22 protein-coding genes are annotated in these 20,926 nt (G+C 29.6%); 17 read left to right on the top strand and 5 right to left on the bottom strand.

Annotation, left to right across the window (positions count from 1 at the left end):
- Positions 1-68 precede the first annotated feature (68 nt).
- Positions 69-1,250, top strand: a complete 1,182-nt coding sequence (locus tag ACJDT4_RS13790) for an acetyl-CoA C-acetyltransferase (RefSeq protein WP_406788150.1) — start codon at positions 69-71, stop codon at positions 1,248-1,250.
- Between the two features lie 59 nt (positions 1,251-1,309).
- On the opposite strand, the gene ACJDT4_RS13785 is transcribed toward ACJDT4_RS13790, so the two are convergent.
- Both ACJDT4_RS13785 and ACJDT4_RS13780 read right to left on the bottom strand, forming a co-directional pair.
- Complete coding sequence (locus ACJDT4_RS13785; protein WP_406788149.1) at positions 1,310-2,647, bottom strand: ABC transporter permease family protein; 1,338 nt, start codon at positions 2,645-2,647, stop codon at positions 1,310-1,312.
- Positions 2,648-2,800: 153 nt separating this feature from the next.
- On the bottom strand, positions 2,801-3,784 hold the full coding sequence (locus tag ACJDT4_RS13780; RefSeq protein ID WP_406788148.1) for a sulfide/dihydroorotate dehydrogenase-like FAD/NAD-binding protein: 984 nt from the start codon (positions 3,782-3,784) through the stop codon (positions 2,801-2,803).
- A gap of 218 nt (positions 3,785-4,002) precedes the next feature.
- Here ACJDT4_RS13780 and ACJDT4_RS13775 point away from each other — a divergent pair, with 218 nt between their 5' ends.
- The 10 genes from ACJDT4_RS13775 (at position 4,003) to cypC (ending at position 12,044) form a co-directional block, all read left to right on the top strand.
- Positions 4,003-4,905 carry a ComEC/Rec2 family competence protein gene (locus tag ACJDT4_RS13775; protein ID WP_406788328.1) on the top strand — a complete coding sequence of 301 codons (903 nt, stop codon included), beginning with the start codon at positions 4,003-4,005 and terminating at the stop codon, positions 4,903-4,905.
- Positions 4,906-4,916: 11 nt separating this feature from the next.
- On the top strand, positions 4,917-5,123 hold the full coding sequence (locus ACJDT4_RS13770; protein ID WP_406788327.1) for a DUF3006 domain-containing protein: 207 nt from the start codon (positions 4,917-4,919) through the stop codon (positions 5,121-5,123).
- A gap of 33 nt (positions 5,124-5,156) precedes the next feature.
- Positions 5,157-5,813, top strand: a complete 657-nt coding sequence (locus ACJDT4_RS13765; protein ID WP_406788147.1) for a hypothetical protein — start codon at positions 5,157-5,159, stop codon at positions 5,811-5,813.
- 11 nt (positions 5,814-5,824) lie between these two features.
- Entirely contained in the window at positions 5,825-6,970 is a 1,146-nt protein-coding gene (locus tag ACJDT4_RS13760) for an AAA family ATPase (RefSeq protein WP_406788146.1), read from the top strand.
- Between the two features lie 13 nt (positions 6,971-6,983).
- Positions 6,984-8,351, top strand: coding sequence for a vWA domain-containing protein (locus ACJDT4_RS13755; protein ID WP_406788145.1), 1,368 nt, complete (start codon positions 6,984-6,986; stop codon positions 8,349-8,351).
- Positions 8,352-8,376: 25 nt separating this feature from the next.
- Positions 8,377-9,312, top strand: a complete 936-nt coding sequence (gene mmuM / locus ACJDT4_RS13750; RefSeq protein ID WP_406788144.1) for a homocysteine S-methyltransferase — start codon at positions 8,377-8,379, stop codon at positions 9,310-9,312.
- 18 nt (positions 9,313-9,330) lie between these two features.
- Positions 9,331-10,236, top strand: a complete 906-nt coding sequence (locus ACJDT4_RS13745) for a ribonuclease H family protein (RefSeq protein ID WP_406788143.1) — start codon at positions 9,331-9,333, stop codon at positions 10,234-10,236.
- A gap of 126 nt (positions 10,237-10,362) precedes the next feature.
- Positions 10,363-10,506, top strand: a complete 144-nt coding sequence (locus tag ACJDT4_RS13740; protein ID WP_406788142.1) for a hypothetical protein — start codon at positions 10,363-10,365, stop codon at positions 10,504-10,506.
- 23 nt (positions 10,507-10,529) lie between these two features.
- Positions 10,530-10,676 carry a hypothetical protein gene (locus ACJDT4_RS13735; RefSeq protein ID WP_406788141.1) on the top strand — a complete coding sequence of 49 codons (147 nt, stop codon included), beginning with the start codon at positions 10,530-10,532 and terminating at the stop codon, positions 10,674-10,676.
- Positions 10,677-10,784: 108 nt separating this feature from the next.
- A complete protein-coding gene (gene cypC / locus ACJDT4_RS13730; protein WP_406788140.1) occupies positions 10,785-12,044 on the top strand; it encodes a CYP152 family fatty-acid peroxygenase CypC in 1,260 nt (419 codons plus the stop codon).
- A gap of 14 nt (positions 12,045-12,058) precedes the next feature.
- Here cypC and ACJDT4_RS13725 read toward each other — a convergent pair whose 3' ends face one another.
- From ACJDT4_RS13725 to ACJDT4_RS13715, 3 genes are all read right to left on the bottom strand, one after another.
- Positions 12,059-12,649 (bottom strand): DUF1349 domain-containing protein, encoded by a 591-nt coding sequence (locus tag ACJDT4_RS13725; RefSeq protein ID WP_406788139.1) that lies wholly within the window; start codon positions 12,647-12,649, stop codon positions 12,059-12,061.
- A gap of 11 nt (positions 12,650-12,660) precedes the next feature.
- Positions 12,661-13,179, bottom strand: a complete 519-nt coding sequence (locus ACJDT4_RS13720) for an NUDIX hydrolase (RefSeq protein WP_406788138.1) — start codon at positions 13,177-13,179, stop codon at positions 12,661-12,663.
- A 79-nt stretch (positions 13,180-13,258) separates the two neighbouring features.
- A complete protein-coding gene (locus ACJDT4_RS13715; protein ID WP_406788137.1) occupies positions 13,259-13,744 on the bottom strand; it encodes a hypothetical protein in 486 nt (161 codons plus the stop codon).
- A 115-nt stretch (positions 13,745-13,859) separates the two neighbouring features.
- Between ACJDT4_RS13715 and corA the strand changes: the two genes are divergently transcribed.
- From corA to ACJDT4_RS13685, 6 genes are all read left to right on the top strand, one after another.
- On the top strand, positions 13,860-14,924 hold the full coding sequence (gene corA / locus ACJDT4_RS13710) for a magnesium/cobalt transporter CorA (RefSeq protein ID WP_406788136.1): 1,065 nt from the start codon (positions 13,860-13,862) through the stop codon (positions 14,922-14,924).
- Positions 14,925-14,935: 11 nt separating this feature from the next.
- Complete coding sequence (locus ACJDT4_RS13705) at positions 14,936-15,649, top strand: pseudouridine synthase (RefSeq protein ID WP_406788135.1); 714 nt, start codon at positions 14,936-14,938, stop codon at positions 15,647-15,649.
- Between the two features lie 134 nt (positions 15,650-15,783).
- Positions 15,784-16,662, top strand: a complete 879-nt coding sequence (locus tag ACJDT4_RS13700) for a MurR/RpiR family transcriptional regulator (protein WP_053242204.1) — start codon at positions 15,784-15,786, stop codon at positions 16,660-16,662.
- Between the two features lie 88 nt (positions 16,663-16,750).
- Positions 16,751-17,971: a BaiN/RdsA family NAD(P)/FAD-dependent oxidoreductase gene (locus tag ACJDT4_RS13695; protein WP_406788134.1), complete on the top strand. Its 1,221-nt coding sequence runs from the start codon at positions 16,751-16,753 to the stop codon at positions 17,969-17,971.
- 159 nt (positions 17,972-18,130) lie between these two features.
- Complete coding sequence (gene cmk, locus ACJDT4_RS13690; protein WP_406788133.1) at positions 18,131-18,784, top strand: (d)CMP kinase; 654 nt, start codon at positions 18,131-18,133, stop codon at positions 18,782-18,784.
- A 43-nt stretch (positions 18,785-18,827) separates the two neighbouring features.
- The gene (locus tag ACJDT4_RS13685) at positions 18,828-20,753 is read left to right on the top strand and encodes a bifunctional 4-hydroxy-3-methylbut-2-enyl diphosphate reductase/30S ribosomal protein S1 (RefSeq protein ID WP_406788132.1); all 1,926 of its coding nucleotides are present in this window, start codon (positions 18,828-18,830) and stop codon (positions 20,751-20,753) included.
- Positions 20,754-20,926 lie beyond the last annotated feature (173 nt).

The raw sequence follows: 20,926 nt of genomic DNA, 5'->3' as shown, positions 1-20,926 counted from the left end.
CGTATAAATTACAGTAATACGAAAAAACTAAAATTTGATAAAGTTAATTAACATTAAGGAGGAAGAATATGAGAGAAGTAGTCATAGCAAGTGCAGCAAGAACACCTATAGGTTCATTTGGAAAAGCATTTAAAGATATAACGGCAGTTGAACTTGGTTCAATAGTAATTAAAGAGGCAGTAAATAGAGCAGGAATAAAACCATCAGATGTAAATGAGGTTGTTTTGGGAAATGTTCTTCAAGCAGGATTAGGTCAAAATACTGCTAGGCAGGCGGCTGTAAAGGCAGACCTTCCTATACATGTTCCTGCTTTTACAATTAATAAGGTTTGTGGCTCTGGGCTAAGAGCGGTAAGCTTGGCAGCTCAAATGATTAAAGCAGGCGATGTTGATGTGGTTGTTGCTGGAGGAATGGAAAATATGAGTAGAGCTCCATACCTGGCAGAAACCGCAAGATGGGGAAACAAAATGGGTGATGTAAAGTTAGTAGATGAAATGGTTAAAGATGGATTATGGGATGCTTTTAATGATTACCACATGGGAATAACTGCTGAAAATATTGCTGAACAGTGGAAAATATCAAGAGAAGAACAAGATAAGTTTGCGTTAGAATCTCAAGCAAAGGCAGAAAAATCTATAAAAGCTGGATTATTTAAAGAAGAAATAGTTCCTGTTACCGTAAAAACTAAAAAAGGAGAAATCGTAGTTGATACAGATGAACAGCCTAGATTTGGAACTACACTTGAAAATCTTACAAAATTAAAGCCAGCCTTTAAAAAAGCGGGAACTGTTACTGCAGGTAATGCTTCAGGCTTAAATGATGGTGCTGCTGCATTAGTAGTTATGAGCGCTGATAAGGCAAAAGAGTTAGGAGTTAAACCACTAGCTAAAATAGTATCTTATGCATCTGTTGGTTTAGATCCTGCTATAATGGGCTATGCTCCATTTTATTCAACTAAGGCTGCTCTAGAAAAGGCAAATTTAACTGTAGATGATTTAGACCTTATAGAGGCAAATGAAGCTTTTGTGGCACAATGTATGGCTGTTGCAATGGATTTAAAATTTGACATGAACAAGGTTAATGTAAATGGAGGAACAACTGCCTTAGGTCATCCAATTGGTGCCTCAGGAGCAAGAATACTAGTTACACTTTTATATGCAATGAAAAGTAGGAATGCTCAAAAAGGGCTTGCCACTTTATGTATAGGCGGAGGACAGGGAACTTCCTTAATAGTAGAGAAAATCGATTAAAATTGAAAAACAGATAAGTATATCCTTATAAAATACTTATCTGTTTTAATACTTGGTTACTATAAAAATTTGTTTATAACCTTCTTTAAAGCAAGCTTTTTATATGTGTTGAAGGAAACGATACCTACAATAAAAAATACTAATAAAAATATAAATAGCATTAATAATAATAATTTTATAGGTAATATTCCGCTTTTTTTAAATAAAGTGAAAAATATCAGTATATGAAATAATGGTAAGGATATAATTATAGAATAATACAATTTAAATTCTTCTTTTATTATTTTTTTTATTTGATCTGTAGTGTATCCAATTAAAGACAACTGCATAAAAGTACGTTTTTTATTATCAGTCTCAATAATAATTTTGTATAAAATGCTTCCTGCAACCAATAATATTATTGTAACATATGAAATTATACATACTGCTTTTAATCTAGGAGAATTAGAGATTGATATAAAATATAAAAGCATTTCTATAGCAATAACTAAAGTTATAATTAAAAATTTTAATTGCTTTAGAGATGTATATAAGTTACTTAATGATATCAGCTTTATTTTGTCATCTAAATATTTTTCGTTCTTAAGCTCTAGTATTTTTTCTGGAATAGAATGTTTTAAAATGCCTGGTATACTATATATAGTACACATCATGCTAAGTATTGCAGCTACAAAAACAGGTATGTGCTCTGGAGATAAAAGTACAAATACTATTGGAAATAAATAAATGATTAAGTAGTTATCTATTTTTAAATTATATACTTTTGATTTATGTACACGATGTTTTTTATTTAAATTTAGAGTGGTAAGGATTTGAGAAATTGATATAGAAATATCGTTATCCTTAATACGAACTTTTTTACTAACATTCATCAAATCAATTATTTCTCTACTTGATGCATATCCATAATCTCCTAAAGTAACATATCCAATTTGTAAAGCTAAAATTGCTATAGTTCCCCATATTGCAGAAGGTGATATCATCCACAGGCTACCACTTTTTCCCGCTATGTTGTACATAATTAAAAGAAAAAATGGCATTACAGCTATGCCTATTAATATTCCAATAAAACAGCTTATTATCTCAATGATAATGTTTTCGAAAAGCAGCATTCTTGCTAATTTGCTTGGCCATATACCACTCAGTTCTATAACAGCCATTTCTTTTGATTTTCCCATAACAAAGTATGAGTTAGAGTAAAAAGTAAATACACAAACGAGAAGTGTTAATAAAAACATTATTTCTTCTGATGCATCCTCAGCAAAAAATTTGCTATTAGTAATTATATTCATAAGATTAAATATAATTACTACGGGAACCATTATTGATATTAGATATAGCATATTCTTTTTTGAGTTCTTTTTTAGCATTTTAAGCAAAAATATACATATATTCATATATAGCACCTCTTTGTAATAGAGATATCTGAATAAAAATTAATAAATTAGCTACTTAAATATTTTACTCCTATACAATTCCACTTACAACACTAAATGGTAAATAATAATAAATTGCTAAGGAATCATACCTTAGCAATTTATATTAAAATATTAAACGTATCTTCTATCCTTGAATAAATATCTAGGATCTATCTGAACCTTGCAAAGCTTTTTTAGTTTATGTCCACTATAGCGTACACTGCAGGTTCCACATATTCCTTCACTGCAGCACATTTTAGCGTTATTACAGCAAGAAACTACTATATTATCATCAATTTTATTTAAAATTCTGTTTATTAGTATATCTGCACCTGAAATATGAATAAGATTAACATTTTTATTTTTTATACATTCCGATAGAAGCGTATAAAATTCATAGGTGAGCTCTCCTTTGCTAAGCATATTGCAATAAAAAATTTCAGCATTGTATTTTTCCAGATATTCTTTTGCAAAATTATCATTTATATTGGCACTATCAATTAGCACAAGTATTTTATTGCCATTTGAGTATAGCTTTTTCATAACAGGAATCATAGGAGCTTCACCTATACCTCTTGCTATGATTAATGCACAATTTTCTTTTAGTGTATTAATATTTTTAATTCCTAGTACTCCATTCCAATAAGGACCTCTAACTAAAATGTTGTCATTTTTATTAAGTTCGTTTAGAGTTTTAGTTTTTATTCCCTTTATTTCTATTGCTAGCTTAATAAAATTTTCTTTTGTATTTGCTTCCATTACAGATATAGGAGCATCATAATAAAAGTTTTTTGATGGATTTCTTAAGAAAACATAGCTACCTGGGGAAGATAAATCTTCTACTAGTTTATGTTTTGCAAGTATTGTTAATATAAGTAATTTATCATCTACATTTTCTTTATCTGTAATAGTACAGCTGTATGCTTTTCGTTGATTTTTAGCTTTATTGCCGTTCCAAATATATTCTTGGTATATGCAAACGCCTTTCCAGTTTGTGCAGTCACAAGAATCTTTGCCTTTAAGTTGTGAGCAAAGTATGCAGTCACCAGTTTCTGCTAAATGACATGGACAGTATTCACTTCCACTATCAATGCAGTCTATAAATTCATAGTTCATGTAAAAACCTCCAGTACTCTATTTAAAAGCTCTAATATTAGATTATTAATATAAATAATAATTGTTACTAAAAGTTGAAAACTTATGCTGCAATTTAAATTGAAAATAAATTTGTGATTTGTTAAAATTAAAAATAAACTAGGAAAGACAAAGTGTATTCTAACTTTAATTAATGTCAATAATTAAAAATAAAATTATTTATATATGAAAGGCTGATAATTTTGAAGAGAACTTTTAAGATATTTGCAAGTTTTTTAGCTTTAGTGTTTATATTAACCGCTTGTAATATGAATGTTAAAACTTCCAGTGAAAAGTTTCAAAGTGCATCAAATGAATACAATGCAAAATTAAAAATTCATTACATAGATGTGGGGCAGGGAGATAGTATACTTGTTCAAAAAAACTACAGTAATATGCTTATAGATACAGGAACTAATGATTCAACAGAAAAGTTAATTTCTTACCTCAAAAAACAAAACATAAAGAAAATTGATTATCTTATTTTAACTCATCCTCATGAAGATCATATAGGAGGAGCTGATGCAGTAATCAAGAATTTTGATATAGGTAAGCTTTATATGCCAAAAGTAGGTACCTCTACAAGGACCTTTAAGGATGTTCTTATGGCAATGAAAAATAAAAATTTAAAAGCTAATGAACCACAGCTCATGGAAAATTTTAAGCTTGGAGATGCAAGCTGTGTGTTTTATGGTCCGATTGACAGTGAAAAGAAAGATTTAAATACGTATTCAATAATACTTAAATTAACTTATGGAAATACAAAGTTTCTCTTTACTGGCGATGCACAAGCTCAAAATGAAAGAGCTATGATATCTAATGGGTATGATTTAAGTACTGATGTGCTAAAACTTGGACATCATGGAAGTCGAACCTCTACAACAAACGAATTTCTTGATAAGGTAAATCCTAAATATGCAGTTGTAAGCTGCGGAAAAGGAAACGATTATGGACATCCGCATAAGCAAACTGTAAATAAGCTAAAAAGTAGAAATATACCATTATATAGAACTGACGAAAATGGTACTATAATTTGCACAAGTGATGGTAAAAATATAATTTTTAATTGTAACCCTGGAGATTATAGAAGTGGAAGGAGATAAGATTATTGAAAGTGCTTATAGATAGATTTGAAGAAAATTATGCTGTTTGTGAAAAAGAAGATAGAACTATGATCAATTTAAAAAGAAGCTTGATTCCCAAAGGTGCTAAAGAAAAAGATATTCTAATCTTAGAGGATGGAAGAATTTTTATAGATAAGGATGGTACTAGGAAAAGAAAAAATGAGATTAGCCATTTAATGAAGGATATGTGGGAATAAAAAATAAAGTTTAATTAAAAAAGGAGTAGTCGTATGAGAGAGAGTAAATCTAATGAGGAATTATGGAATGATATAAAAAAGGATCCATGGTTTATAGAAAAAATAGAAAATCCAGATGAGGATATGTGTATTTATTGTGTTGAAAATGCCTGGAATACATTAAAGCTTATAAAGGAACCTTCAAATAATATTTTAAAGGCGGCTTTAAAAGCAAAGGGATGGGCAATTCAGTTTATTAAAAATCCAAGTGAAGAGCTTCAGCTTTTGGCAGTAGAAACCAATTGGGATTCTATACAATATATAAAAAATCCTTTTGAAAGTGTGAAAATAAAAGCAATAAAAATAAATTGGAAGGCAATAAATTATATAGATAATACAACTATTGATATGGAGATAGCTGCAGTAAAGCAAAGTGCAGAGGCTATAATGTATATAAGTAATATTACAGAGGAGAAAAAACGACTTTTTATAAAGGAAAATGTAAATTCAATAAAATATTTAAATTTAGAAGATACTGATATTATAAAAGAAGCTTTAAAGGAAAAAGTTTCTGATGCTAATATAGACAAACAGTATATTTTTGATTTTTTAAAACTTAAATCTTTAAATATAAATAAAACAAAACTTGTATATAAATTTGGAAGCAAAAAGGCAAAAATGTATTTTGTCGACTTTAAATTATCTGTGTAAGGAGAAAAAAAATGAAATTTACAGAAGCATTACAAAGCATAGAACTAGTAATTAAATCAGGTTCAGTACCTTTAATTGTAGGTGAAAGTGGTATAGGAAAAACTGCACTAATAAAACAATTTGCAGATACTTATAATTATTATTATGTGAGTATAGATGGAAATCTTCTTAAGGAAGGAGAAATTGGTGGACTGCCTTCCGTGGAAAAATATCACGTTAATATTAATGGAAAAATGATTGAAAAAAGTAGAACAATTTATGCAGCATATTTTAAATTCGCTTATATAGATGAAATTTTAGAAAAAAATCCACATGCAAAAATATTGCTGTTTATCGATGAAATAAATAGATGTGAACATAGTGTACAGCAAGAAATTATGAATGTAATACTCAATAGAGAAATTAATGGATATAAACTTCATGATAATGTTGTAGTTGTTGCAGCTATGAATCCATCAAATAAGTATGATGAATTTGAGGATAGTGAATATCAAGTTATAGACATGGATCCTGCTCAGGAGGATAGGTTCGTATGGATTTACATGGAGTCAGACGTAAATGAATGGTTAAATTGGGGTATAAAATCAGAAAAAGGACATCCTAGGATACATGATGATGTGGTTAATTTTATAGCAAGCTTTCCTGAATATTTGCATGCTCCAAATTCGAAAGAGTCAATAAAACCGACTCCTAGAAGTTGGGTAAGAGTTTCAAATATATATAAAGAATATATTAAACAAGAGAATACTCTACCGTTAGGTATTTTATATAATGTGGTTAAGGGAAATGTAGGAGCTGCAATTGCCCAAGATTTTTTAAATTATATTGAGGAAAATAAAGAGCCAATTATAACGCCAGAGGAGATATTTGAAAATGACCACATATCAGAAAAATTGAAAAATAGAATTAAAGCTGAAAGCCATTCAAGATTATATTTAACTGCAAGAAAAACTCTTTTTTATTTAACTAATATTAAAAATAGAAAAATGGAAGTAAATTTGTTTTCTGAATTTCTAAGTTATTATCCTGATGATTTAAAAATGGGGATAATGCAGGGAATAAAAAGTGATTTTACTAAAGAGTTATATGAAGATTTTTTAAATAACGATATCTTTATTGAAGCGTTTTTTTCTATGTATAATGATATAGAAGAATAGAGGATTGATTGTTTTGAATAATAACATTGAAGGTGAAATAAAAGATTTGCTTTATGAAAGTATGCAGCTTAAAGAAGGACTTTTAGAAAATAAAAGTTTTAAAAGTAGATTTTTTAAATTAATTGAGAAATTAAATTTTGATATGATGAATGGAGACGACAACTTTTTTGGACTTTTTCTAATACAGTTAAAAAGAGAAATAAGATTAGATATAGCGTCAGCTTGTGAAAGTGCAGCACAGCTTTCTAATTTCGTAATATACTTCAATCCCTATATTTTTTTAAAATGCTCTGCTTTAGAAATGCAGGCTCTGATTAAACATGAAATATATCATATAATGTACAATCATATTAAGCAGTATAAGATTTTATCAAGAAAGTACAGTGATACCGCCATCAATACGGCTTTTGATATTTCAATAAACCAGTATGTAAATAATCTTCCAGCATGGTCCAAAACCATAGAAAATGTGAAGCTTTCTTATAATGTTGATTTGGAGTATGATAAACTGCCGGAATACTATGCTGATAAGCTTCAAAAAAGCATTAATAAAAGAATAAATTCCAAAGGTAAGAAGGTTAATGGTAAAAATTCAAAAGGAAACTTTAATGAATTTGATGTTGTTTATTCACATGATTTATGGAAGGAATCTATAAGTAAATTTGACTATGAGCAAATAGATTCTTTAACTGAAAAGCTTGTTAGAAATTCTGCAAAAGGAAAACTTCCAAGAAAGGTAGAAGAATATATAAAAAATTTAAATAGAAAGGCAGAAATATCCTGGCAAGATTATTTAAAAAAAATAGCTGGCACACTACCTCACGGATACAAAAAAACTATAACTAGAAGAAATAGAAGGCAGCCGGAAAGATATGATTTAAGAGGACAGCTTTCAAATCACATTATTCAAATAGTTATTGCTATAGATATAAGTGGCAGCATGAGCGATGGTGAATTTGACAGTGCACTGCTAGAAATTTTGAGTATATTATCAAAACATAACTATGAGATTACTGTAATAGAATGTGATAATAGAATAAGAAGAGTGTATAAATTAAAGAGCAAAAGAGATTTAAGAAAGAGAGTAGAAACTAAAGGCGGAACAAGCTTCTCACCTGTATTTGAATATATGAATAAAAACAAAATGAAAGATCACTTTTTAATATATTTTACTGATGGTATGGGAGAAAAGGAACTTACGGTAAAACCTCAAACCAAAAAGATTTTATGGGTATTAACTGGACAAAAAGGTGATTTATCTCTAATAAGAAAAATAGGCTTGGTTAAAAAATTAAAAAATCACGTTGAAGAAAAGTTTGAAATTTATAGAGATGTGTTGTTTAATAGGGGAGATTGGATGAGTAACGAGTGGGCTAAGTAATATTTACAGTTTTAAGGAGGCAGAAGTGAATATAATAGAAAATATATTAAAAGAATTTAACGTTGCTATTTTAGATGGTGCACTTGCTACAGAACTTGAAAATAGAGGTTGTAACATAAATGATTCTCTTTGGTCAGCCAAAATACTTGCAGAGAATCCAGATATAATAGAGAAAGTTCATTATGATTATTTTAAAGCAGGTGCAGATATTGCAATCACTTCAAGTTATCAAGCAACCATTGACGGCTTTTTAAAAAAAGGATACAGTGAAACTACAGCCATAATGCTTATTAAGAGATCCGTTGAAATTGCAAAGGAGTCAAGAGATAAATTTTGGAGTAACCCTTCAAACAGAAGTAATAGACCTAAACCTTTAGTTGCAGGCTCTATAGGTCCTTATGGAGCTTACCTTGCAGATGGTTCAGAATATAAGGGGAATTATAAACTTACTGAAAGAGAATTGATGGATTTTCACAGACCAAGGATGAAGGCTTTAATAGAAGCTGGCGCAGATATTCTTGCTTGTGAAACGATACCATGTCTCACTGAAGCTAAGGCAATTGTAAAGCTCTTAAATGAATTTGAAGGGGTATATGCTTGGATAAGTTTCAGTTGTAAAAATGAACATGAAATAAGTGATGGCACTTTAATTTCAAAATGCGGAAAAGAGTTAGATAATGCATCAAAGGTAGCGGCAATTGGAATAAACTGTACAGCTCCTAGGTATATAGAGGCATTAATAACTGATATTAAAAATAGTTCTAAAAAACCTATTGTTGTTTATCCAAATTCAGGAGAGGAATATGAAGTTGAGACAAAATGCTGGCATGGTTATTCTTCAAGTGAAGCTTATGGACTTAGTTCAAAAGCATGGTATAAAGCTGGTGCAAGATTAATTGGAGGCTGCTGCAGAACTACCCCTGAGGATATTAAGGCTATTGCTGCATGGGCTAGAAAATAGGTGTAAGGAGAAGATTATATGGGTAAAAAAGTTTATGCAATAAAAGAAGGCTTTGATTTTGAAAATAATATTAAGATAGAAAACAAGATTGTTAACAATTGGGGCGAATGCTTAAAATATGTAAAGGGAGTAAAAGGCGCACAATATAAGAGCTTTGAGAGTATGGATAGTGCTGAGGCTTATTTAAATGAAGGCAGCAAAATGTTAAAAAAGTCTGAAGAAAATTATCCTAGAGACTGTTTACATATTTATGTAGATGGCAGTTACAACGTTGAAACTGAAAAATATGCTTATGGACTGGTTGCAGTTAGAAATAACATAGTTGAGTATATTGAAAGTGCTGCCTCAAAGGATAAAAGTAAAAAAAATATAAGACAAATTGCAGGTGAGCTGGAGGCTGCGGTAAAAGCTGTAAAATATGCTTTAGAAAGTGGAGAAAAAAAAGTAGTGATTTTTCACGATTATGAGGGCATTAGTCATCATGCTACGGGGTTCTGGGAACGTAGAGAAGAATCATCAATAAATTATTATAATAAAATGAATGAGCTTATGAAAAAAGGAATTGAGGTTATCTTTGTAAAGGTAGATAGCCATACCGGTGACTTTTTTAATGAACTTGTAGATGAAAAGTGTAAGGAAAAAGTAAAGCTTACTTCAGATAAAGTTGTGGCAAACTGGCTCTCATCAAATAAGCTTAAAGTATTAAATGAAAATGTTAAAGAAGAAATACTTAAAGTTGCACCAAATTGTAAAGAAAATATTGAGGTTATGCAGGATGGCATATTAAAAAAAGAAAATACTGCTTTTAGTTATAGTGATATTGTAAGTAGGTATAAAATTGATGAAGCTGAGGGCATAAATTTAATTAAAGCTTTAGACGATGAAGAAAAGACTAAGTTCATAATTTATTTGTTAAAAAATTAAAACAAAAAAGTCATAAGAATATTTTATGGCTTTTTTATTTAGTTACATTTTATATCTTTCTAAATTTATTTTGAGTAAATATTTATATATAAAAAAGGAATAATAAAATAAGAAAGGGGAGATTATATGGAAAGTAAAGACAAGGTTACTATAATTGATAAAGAAAAAGCTGAGGAACAAGAAAGAGCTAAAACAAAAGATAAAAGAGATGAAAAAACAGTTCCTAAACTTAACGACTTAGATGTATCATCACAAACTATGTACACATAAATATTAAGACTGGAAGTGATTATATGAATAACAGACAAAAGGCTAAAGATAAAGATTCAGAACCAAGATATGTTAAAGCAGAAGTTGCCTTTGAAGAAGTAGCTGAAGAGGAAGTGGAAAAAAGAAATACGACCTATGAAAAAGATGATTTTCTTAAAAATAAAATATAGAGGTTTGATTTAAAGAATAATTTTCACTACGAAAAATATTTTTTTGTTTTTCGTAGTGAAATTCAATATTGGAGTTTTTTATAGGTTTTGAAGGGAGAATATAAATCTATGCAAATAGACAAACAAGTTGTACAGGATAAAGGTCTAGATAATACTTTTAATTTATTACATGAAGGATATACATTTATTAAAAATAGAATGGATGGCTATGGATGTAATATGTTTGAAACTCATCTGCTTGGAGAAAAAGTAATCTGTATAACTGGTGAGGAAGCCGCAAAAATTTTTTATGATGAAGGGCGATTTCAACGAAAGGGTGCAGCCCCAAAGCGGATACAAAAAACTCTTTTTGGAATGAATGCAATTCAAACAATGGATGGAAAGGCCCATACTCATAGAAAGCTTTTCTTTATGTCCTTGATGACTGAAGAGTGCCAAAAAAAACTTGCTGGACTTATGTTTGAAGCTTTACAAACCTCTGCCTATGAATGGGAAAACATTAAAAAAATAGTGCTTTTTGATGAAATGAAAAATATTTTATGTAAAACAGCATGTCGCTGGACAGGGGTTCCACTGCCAGAATCTAAAGTAAAAAGTTTAGCAGATAATTTTAGTGCAATGATTGATGGTTTTGGAGGAATTGGTCCCAGGTATTTGAAAGGAAGAAAAGCAAGGATTAGAACTGAAAAATGGGCAAAAGGTATTATAGAGGATGTAAGAAGTGGAAAATTTACTGTTAAGGAGGATTCAGTGCTTTATGAAATAGCATTTTATAGAGAAATCAACGGTGATTTAATGTGCGCTGACATGGCCTCAATAGAACTTATTAATGTGCTAAGACCCATTGTTGCTATTTCAACCTATATTACTTTTGCAGCTTTAGCATTACATGAACATCCGGAATGTAAAAAAAAATTAATAACTGGTGATAATAATTATATAAGGGCATTTATTCAGGAAGTTAGACGTTACTACCCGTTTACCCCTTTTTTGGGTGCAAGGGTGCGAAAGGATTTTATTTGGGAAGGTTTGAAATTTAAAAAAGGAAAGCTTGTGCTTCTTGACGTTTATGGTATGAATCATCATTCTAAAATATGGGATAACCCAACTGAATTTGAACCAGAACGCTTTAAAGATAAAAAGGATGAATTGTTTAGCTTCATACCTCAAGGTGGTGGCACCCCTTCAGAAGGACATAGATGCCCAGGTGAAGGTATTACTATAGAAATTATGAAAGTAAGTTTAGATTTCCTTGTTAATAAACTTGAGTTTGATATGCCAAAGCAGGATTTAAGCTATAAATTATCAAGGATACCGACACTGCCTAAAAGTGGATTTGTTATAAGTAACATTAAAAGGAAATCTTAAACTTTAACATTTAATTATTCGTGCTGCTTCCATTGGCATTCTGTTATTTTTATATCTGAAAAAGTTGCCTTAAAGGAAGAATCTGATGGACTGCAGGCATATATTCCAAAGTTAATTTCATTTCCACCTTCAAATAAGTGAAAAATACGCATTTGTTTAAAAGTAGTGCCATCATACGAATTTTCAATACAAAAATCACTTTCACGGCGGCTAAGCCTATAATACATTGTTTTAAATTTAGCATCAATATCTGTAGTTGCCCAATCCGAAAATCCATTATTAGTTACTACACTACCTAATCTTTGATATGTTTCATTTTCATACTCTATAGATGCCTTAAACCAGTTATAACTATCTTGATAAATAATTACACCACATTGATCAAATTGTTTTTTACTAGGGAAAGACGTTTTTACAATAAAAGAAAAATATTTTTCATCTGTAGTTAAAAGCAAAGCCGGTGCATTATCATGCTTAAAATTATAATATGTTTTTTGCCATAAGTCTGTATTAGGCTCTGTTTCAATAATAATTTTATCTTGTGAAATATCATATTTTTGTGGTTTACACAGCCAATTAGTATTTGAAGTATTAAAATTAAGCATTAAAGATCCTCCTAATCGAATATTTTTTTATTCATAACATAAAGATAGCTTATTATTGTTTTTCCATCAAAGATTTTTCCGTCTTTTACGTATTTCTTAAAGGTGTCGTTATCTATCCACAAAACCTCTTTTACATCTTCATCATTAATTTTGTTGCTTTTTAAATCTGATTTTTTTATATTAACATGGTATAGATGTAAAATACTTTTGCTAAAGCCAAGCATAGGAGTATAGGATATGATTTTGCTTAAAGCATCCTTATTTACAATTAAATTTGTTTCTTCCTTAAGTTCTCTTATTAAACAATCCTCAGGAGCTTCGCCTTCTATATCAAGGCAGCCAGCAGGTATTTCTAAGGTGTTTTTCATAACAGCAGGTCTAAATTGTTTTACCATTAAAATATCTCCAAATTCATCTGTTACAAAGGCAGCAACAGCGTCATAATTGCTAAGTATATCATAAGTTTTGCCATTGACGTCTTTATTGTAAACTTTTAACCAACCATCATAAACTAATTTTTCGTTTGACATAAAAAAACCTCTCTTCTTTATATGGTAAAATTATCAAAGCTAAAAGCTATGTATATACAAAAATTTAATGGTAATTTTCTTATTTAAAGCTTTTATATATTATATACGTACCTGCTAAAACGAGGATTATAGATAATATCAATCCAGAATTTAGCCATGCAGGTATTACTGTATTGAATGTATTAAGCACTATTGAACCTATAGAAATTATAGTGAGGCCGCTTGCTGCAATTAGCGTTCCATTATCTTTATTTCCAAAATAATAAAGCTCATATAATCCAACGGCCACAGCAAGGGCAAATATTTGCCATGAAAAATAAAAATTAAAGTAAGGTTTAATTATGTAAAATATTCCAAGCGTAATGCATATCCCCCCCGGAACTAAATTGCCAGCATCTGAACGACCTGTAAAATATCTAAGTTCAAAAATAAGTCCTATAAATAACAAAATAAGACCAAAGGTTATTTTAAAATGAAATAAGCCCCAATAATTTAATTTGTGTAATATTGATACTATTCCAATAAAAATGAGAATAATACCTAATGTAACATTTGATTTTTTCACTAATTACCATCTCCTTCATATAGTTTTTGGATAATACTAGAATAATATAGTATAATATTATTCTAAATATATATATATAATTTATCAACAAAAATGTTCAGTGGTGGTGATTTATTTGGCAAGATATATGAAAGGAATCTCGAAAAAAAGAGGCTTAAAACCAGGAAGTCTTGTTCATGTTGGAAAGAAAACAGGCAAGAGCTCTAAAATAAGCATTATGGATTATAAGGGCGATAAATTTGAAGAAAAGAATTTAAAAAATATTGAGGAATGTTTTGCATATAAGAATTCTGATTCTATAACATGGATAAATATAGATGGGCTAGAGGATATGAGTTTATATGAAAAGTTTGGTAGAGAATTTGGAATACATCCTTTAATAATGGAAGATATTTTAAATACTAATCAAAGGCCTAAAATTGAGGAGTTTGATGAATATATTTATGTTGTTTTAAAAATGATATATTATTCGAAAAATATACCTGTAGTTGAACAAGTAAGTTTAATTTGCATGAAAAATATGGTGATTACTTTTCAAGAACAGGAATTAAAAGGCGATGTTTTTGATAATTTAAGAAATAGAATAAGAACTCCAGGTAATAGGATAAGAAGTGCTAATACAGATTATTTGGCTTATGCAATTATTGATTCTATAGTTGATAATTATTTTGTTGCACTTGAGGAGTTTGAAGATAGAATAGAAAACTTTGAAGAAAAGCTTTTAAAAAATCCAACTAATGAAGTGTTTACGGAAATATATAATATGAAGAGAGAAATGATTTTTATACGAAAGTCAGTGTGGCCATTTAGAGAAGTTATAAATGTACTTCAAAGAGGAGAATCTAAATTTATTAGTGGAGAGACCAGCGTGTATTTTAAGGATGTCTATGATCATACTATACAGGTTATAGATTCTATAGAACTGTTTAGAGATATAATTGAAGGAATGCTGGATACATATTTATCAAGTGTAAGTAATAAAATGAACGAGGTTATGAAGTTTTTAACAATATTTTCAACAATATTTATACCACTTTCATTTTTAGTTGGAGTTTATGGAATGAATTTTGACAATATGCCTGAACTTAAGATACACTATGCATATCAAATATTGTGGGGTGTTATGATTCTTATTGCAGGTGGAATGCTTGTATATTTTAAAAAAAAGAAATGGTTATAAGGTGATATATAATGGAAGAAAGATTACAAAAATACATGGCCAGCTGTGGTGTCGCTTCGAGAAGAAAGTGCGAGAAATTAATTGAAGAAGGCAGAGTAAGTGTAAATGGAGTTACTATAACTGAACTTGGGTTTAAAGTTAATTGTAATACCGACAGCGTTCTTTTAGATGGTAACCCAATAAAGCTTGAAGAAAGAAAAATCTACATAGCTTTAAATAAACCTAAAGGATGCATTACAGCAGCAAGTGACAACAGAGGAAGAAAAACTGTAATTGATATTTTTAGCGATTTTAAAGAAAGGCTATTTCCTGTGGGAAGATTGGATTATGAAACCTCAGGACTCCTAATAATAACAAATGATGGTGAAGTATTTAATAAAATAATGCATCCAAAACAAAATATAAATAAAACATATATAGCACTTGTAGAAGGAGTTCCTAATGAAAATGAAATATTAGCCCTAAAAAAAGGAGTGGATATAGGAGGTTATGTAACTTCACCATCAGAGGCTTCAATAATAAAAGTTGAAGGTAAAAATTCAATTTTAAAAATAATAATACATGAAGGAAAAAAAAGACAAGTTAGAAGAATGTGCAGGGCAATACATCATCACGTCATTGAACTTAAAAGAGTTTCCATTGGAAATATAACTATTGGAGATCTTGAAGAGGGTGAATGGAGGTATTTAAGCAAGGAGGAAATAAATTACTTGATCAATATTTAGAATTAAAATATTGAATAAAATGAATAGAATATTGAATAAGTTTTCATTTAATGTTAAAATGAAATAAATAATTCATTTTGAGACTAAATAAAATTATTTATTTCACTTTGCATCTTAGAAGGGGTTTGATACATATGGAAAACGAAAAACATGATCTTATGAGAACTATTCAGATTAAATTTCCAAGGTTAAGTAAAGGTCAAAAACTAATAGCTGAGTATATATTAAAGCATTATGATAAAGCTGCATTTATGACAGCATCAAAACTTGGTATAAGTGTAGGTGTTAGTGAGTCTACTGTAGTTAGATTTGCAAATGAACTTGGATTTAGTGGCTATCCAAAGCTTCAAAAGGCACTTCAGGAGCTTATAAAAAATAAGCTTACAACTGTTCAAAGAATAGAACTTTCTAATGCTTTTATATCTGAAGAAGATTCACTTAAAGGTGTATTAAAAGCAGATATGGAGAACATTAGAGTTACTCTTGAAAAAATAAATCAAAATACATTTAATGAGGTTATAAACTCAATATTTGCTGCAAAGCGCATATACATAATTGGACTTAGAAGTTCTACAGCACTTTCTGAATTTCTTGGGTTTTATTTAAATCTTATTTTGGACAACGTACATGTAATAAATTACGGCATAAGTGATATATTTGAGCAAATTATAAATATATCTTCTGATGATTTGTTAATAGGAATAGGCTTTCCAAGATATGCAGCAAGAACAATAGAGGCTTTGAGTTTTGCAAAGTCTAGATCTACAAAAGTTGTAGCTATAACAGATAGTTTACTTTCACCCCTTGCTACAGAGGCAGATTATACTCTTATAGCTCAAAGTAATATGGCATCCTTTGTTGATTCTTTAGTTGCACCTTTAAGCGTTATTAATGCACTCATCGTAGCCGTTGGTTTAAAAGAAAAACATAAAATTTCTAAAACTTTTAGTGATCTTGAAAATATTTGGGAAGAATATAGGGTATACTCCTATAAAAATATGGAAGATAAGTAATAGTATTTTATTATAAATGCAGGTAAAATGAAGAGGAGTATATACACTCTTCATTTTTATTTTTAAGGATTTTAAAGAAGGTGGATTAATGAATACAGTAATTGTTATAGGCGGTGGCCCAGCTGGAATGATGGCTGCAATTACGGCTGCTGATAAAAATAAAGTAATATTAATAGAGAGAAATGAAAAATTGGGTAAAAAACTGTATATTACAGGTAAGGGAAGATGTAATATAACAAATTACAAGGATATAAGCGAGTTCTTTGATAACATTCCAGGAAATCCTAATTTTTTATATAGTGCTTTATATTCTTTTACTAATGTAGATACAATGAACTTTTTTGAAGCTGCGGGCGTAAAATTAAAGAAAGAAAGAGGAGATAGAGTTTTTCCTGTTTCAGATAAATCTTCTGATATAATACACGTATTTCAGGAAAAAATTAAGGAAAAGAAAATTAAGGTTATATTAAATACTAGGGTTAAAGATATAAAATGCAGTGAAAAAAATATACAAAGTGTTGTTACTGAGGAAAATGAGATTATAGAAGGTGATTATTTTATTATATCTACAGGTGGCATGTCTTATCCGCAAACAGGATCTACAGGTGATGGACTTAATTTTGCTAAAAAACTCGGTCACAGCATAGTTAAAACTGTTCCTTCTCTTGTGCCTATAGAGGTATCTGAAAGCTGGGTACCTGAGCTGCAGGGACTTTCACTAAAAAATGTTGAGTTTACAATAAAAAAAGACAAAAAAATATTATATCAAAATTTTGGAGAAATGCTTTTTACTCATTATGGAATAACAGGTCCTATTGTACTTAGTGGAAGTAGGGTTGTGAATTTTAACAGCAGTCTTAAGGGAATAATAAACTTGAAACCAGCTTTAAATGAAAATGAACTTGATAAAAGAATTCAAAGCGATTTTATAAAATATACAAATAAGGATTTAAAAAATGCACTTAATGATCTGCTGCCACATAAGTTAATACCAGTAGTTATTTTGTTATCAAAAATAGATCCAGATAAAAAAGTAAATACAATAACTAAAGAAGAAAGAAAACATTTAGTTCACTTACTTCAAAATTTAGAATTTACTATAAAAGGTTTAAGACCTATTGCTGAAGCTATAATTACTGCAGGTGGAATTAACGTAAAAGAAATTGATCCTTCAACAATGAAATCTAAATTAATTAATAATTTATATTTCTGTGGAGAGATTATAGATGTTGATGCATATACTGGAGGTTTTAATTTGCAAATAGCACTTTCAACAGGATATTTGGCTGGAGCTAATGTATCTGATTAAAAATTGTGTTGAATTTAGAACTTAATGTTTTCATATTAGGTATGATATATTACAATTTGTAAGAAAAAAATTATATTTTGTAGAAATTTTAAAGGGTTTTTTTTATTTATATAGAATACATTATTGTAGTAGTATTTCTTTTGAAAGGCGGAATACGATTTGAATTTAAGTATAGCAATAGATGGTCCTGCCGGTGCAGGAAAAAGCACAATAGCAAAGCTTGTGGGTAAAAAATTTAATCTTATGTACATAAATACAGGATACATGTATAGAGCAGTAACTTTAATGGCACTAAATAATAATATAAAATATACTGATAAAGACGGCTTGTGTAAGTTAATTGATTCTATTTCAATGCATTTTGAACATGATAGAATCATAGTTAATTCTAAAGATATAAGTGATAGAATAGTTATGCCTGATATTAGTAAAAATGTTTCAAATTATGCTGCTATTTTGGAAGTAAGGGAAAAACTAGTCAGTATACAAAGAGCTCTTTCAGAAAAATATAATGTTATAATGGATGGCAGGGATATAGGAACTGTAGTCCTAAAGGATGCTAAGTTTAAGTTTTATTTAACGGCATCTCCAGAAGAACGGGCCAAAAGGCGATATGATGAGCTTATTCAAAAAGATGTAAAAGTTAATTATGACGATATATTAAGTGATATAAAAAAGCGGGATTATATTGATTCTAATAGAGAAATAAGTCCGCTAAAAAAAGCAGAAGATGCTGTAGAAATTGATTCTTCTTTTATGAGTATTGAAGATGTAGTTAATTATATTTCTAAATATATTACAGATAGAATGTAGTATAGCAATTTGGTTTTACCGCAAAGAAGGTGGTACTATAAATATGAGAGAAATAATATTTGCAGAAAAATCTGGTTTTTGTTTTGGAGTAAAAAGAGCTGTTGAAACTGCTCTGGAAGCAAGGAAAAAATATAATAGAAAAATATATACGCTTGGTTCCTTAATTCATAACAATGATGCAGTTAATTATCTTAAAAATAAAGGTATATATCCTGTTGAAGTAAAGGATTTAGATTCTCTAAGTCAAGATGATGTTATAATTATAAGATCACATGGTGTGCCAAAAGATACACTTGAATTATTAAATTCAAAAGGAATTACAGTAGTAGATGCTACATGTCCTTTTGTTTCAAATATCCATGAAAAAGTAAAGAAATACAATGAACTTAACTATGATATAGTAATTGTAGGTGATGAAAAGCATCCTGAAGTTATAGGAATTAATGGGTGGTGTGACAATAGGGCTCAGGTATCTAAAGATGGAGATAATATTAAAAGTTTAAAATCTAAAGTATGTATTGTTTCTCAAACTACAGAAAAACTTTCAAATTTACAACAGGTAGTTTCAAAGGTTGTTAAAATGTCGAAAGAAATAGCAGTGTTTAATACAATATGCAGTGCTACTTCTGAAAATCAAAAAGCTGCATACGAACTTTCTAAAGAAGTAGATTGTATGGTTGTTATTGGTGGAAAACAAAGCTCAAATACAAGGAAACTTTATGAAATATGCAAAAGCAATTGTAATGCTACAATTCATGTAGAGAATTCAGGTGAAATACCTGATGAAATAATAAAAAACAAAAACTATTTAAAAATAGGTGTAACAGCTGGAGCTTCAACACCTGATTGGATTATCGAGGAGGCAATTAATAAAATGAGTGAAAATAATATAGTTACTGAAGCAAGCAATGAAATGGCTGATGCTATGAAATTTATAGCTGAAAATGAAAGTGAAATTTATGTTGGTGCCCATGTAAGTGGAGAAATAATTCAGGTCTCTGAAAAGGAATTATTTTTAAATATAGGATATAAAAGAGATGGAATTATACCAAAGAATGAAACAGAAAGCTCAAATCAAAGCTTAAAAGATATATATAAAGTTGGTGACAGTATTTCTGCAAAAGTAATCAAATTGAAAGATGATGATAATTACGTAGTTCTATCAGTAAAAGAAATTCAAAGAGAAGAAGGATATAAAGAAATAAAGGATGCTTTTGAGAGCAAAACTAAATTAAATGTAAAGGTTAAAGAGGCAGTTAATGGTGGAATAATTGCTCTTTATAAAGGAATAAGAGTTTTTATACCTGCGTCTCATATAGAGCTATTTCATGTAGAAAATCTTGATCAGTATATTGGAAAAGATTTTGAGGTTGAAATAATAGAATATTCAACAAAGAAGAGACAAAGCAAAATTGTAGGTTCAAGAAGAGAAATATTAAAGAAAGAAAAAGAAGTAAAAGAAGAGGCTATATGGAGTAAATTGGAGCAAGGACAGACAGTAGAAGGAGAAGTAAAAAGATTAACTGATTTTGGTGCTTTTGTCGACATTGAAGGTGTAGATGGATTACTTCATGTTTCTGAAATATCTTGGGGTAGAGTTAATAAACCAGCAGATGCCTTAAAGATAGGAGATAAGATTAAAGTTTATATATTAAGTATTGATAAGGAAAATAAAAAATTATCACTTAGTATGAAAAAGCTAGTAGAAGATCCATGGAACAATATAGAAGAAAAGTACCCAGCAGGATCAGTTGTTCTTGGAAAGGTTGTAAGATTCGCTAACTTTGGTGCTTTTGTTGAGTTGGAGCCTGGTGTTGATGGACTTGTTCATATTTCTGAAATAAGCCACAAGAGAATTGCAAAACCATCAGAGGTTTTAACTATTGGTGAAGAAGTAAAAGCTAAAATAATAGATGTGAATGGTGAGTCCAAGAAAATTGGATTAAGCATAAGAGAAGTAGAAGAATAATAATTATAAAATGCGTGCGGAATAAAATTGGCACGCATTTTTAGGTGACTTCTATAGTGATGTATACAGATTGAAGAGGGTTTGTGCCCCCTTCAATTTTATTGTCATTTATGAAAACCACCTGCTGTGCAGGTGTGTTCAGAATAGCTTAAGCGATGAACAAAAAAACCTCA

This window comes from Clostridium neuense (assembly GCF_045310695.1).
Classification (GTDB): Bacteria; Bacillota; Clostridia; order Clostridiales; family Clostridiaceae; genus Clostridium_S; species Clostridium_S neuense.
Note: the sequence above shows the minus strand (reverse complement) of the source record. Positions and strands in the feature narration are given on the sequence as shown.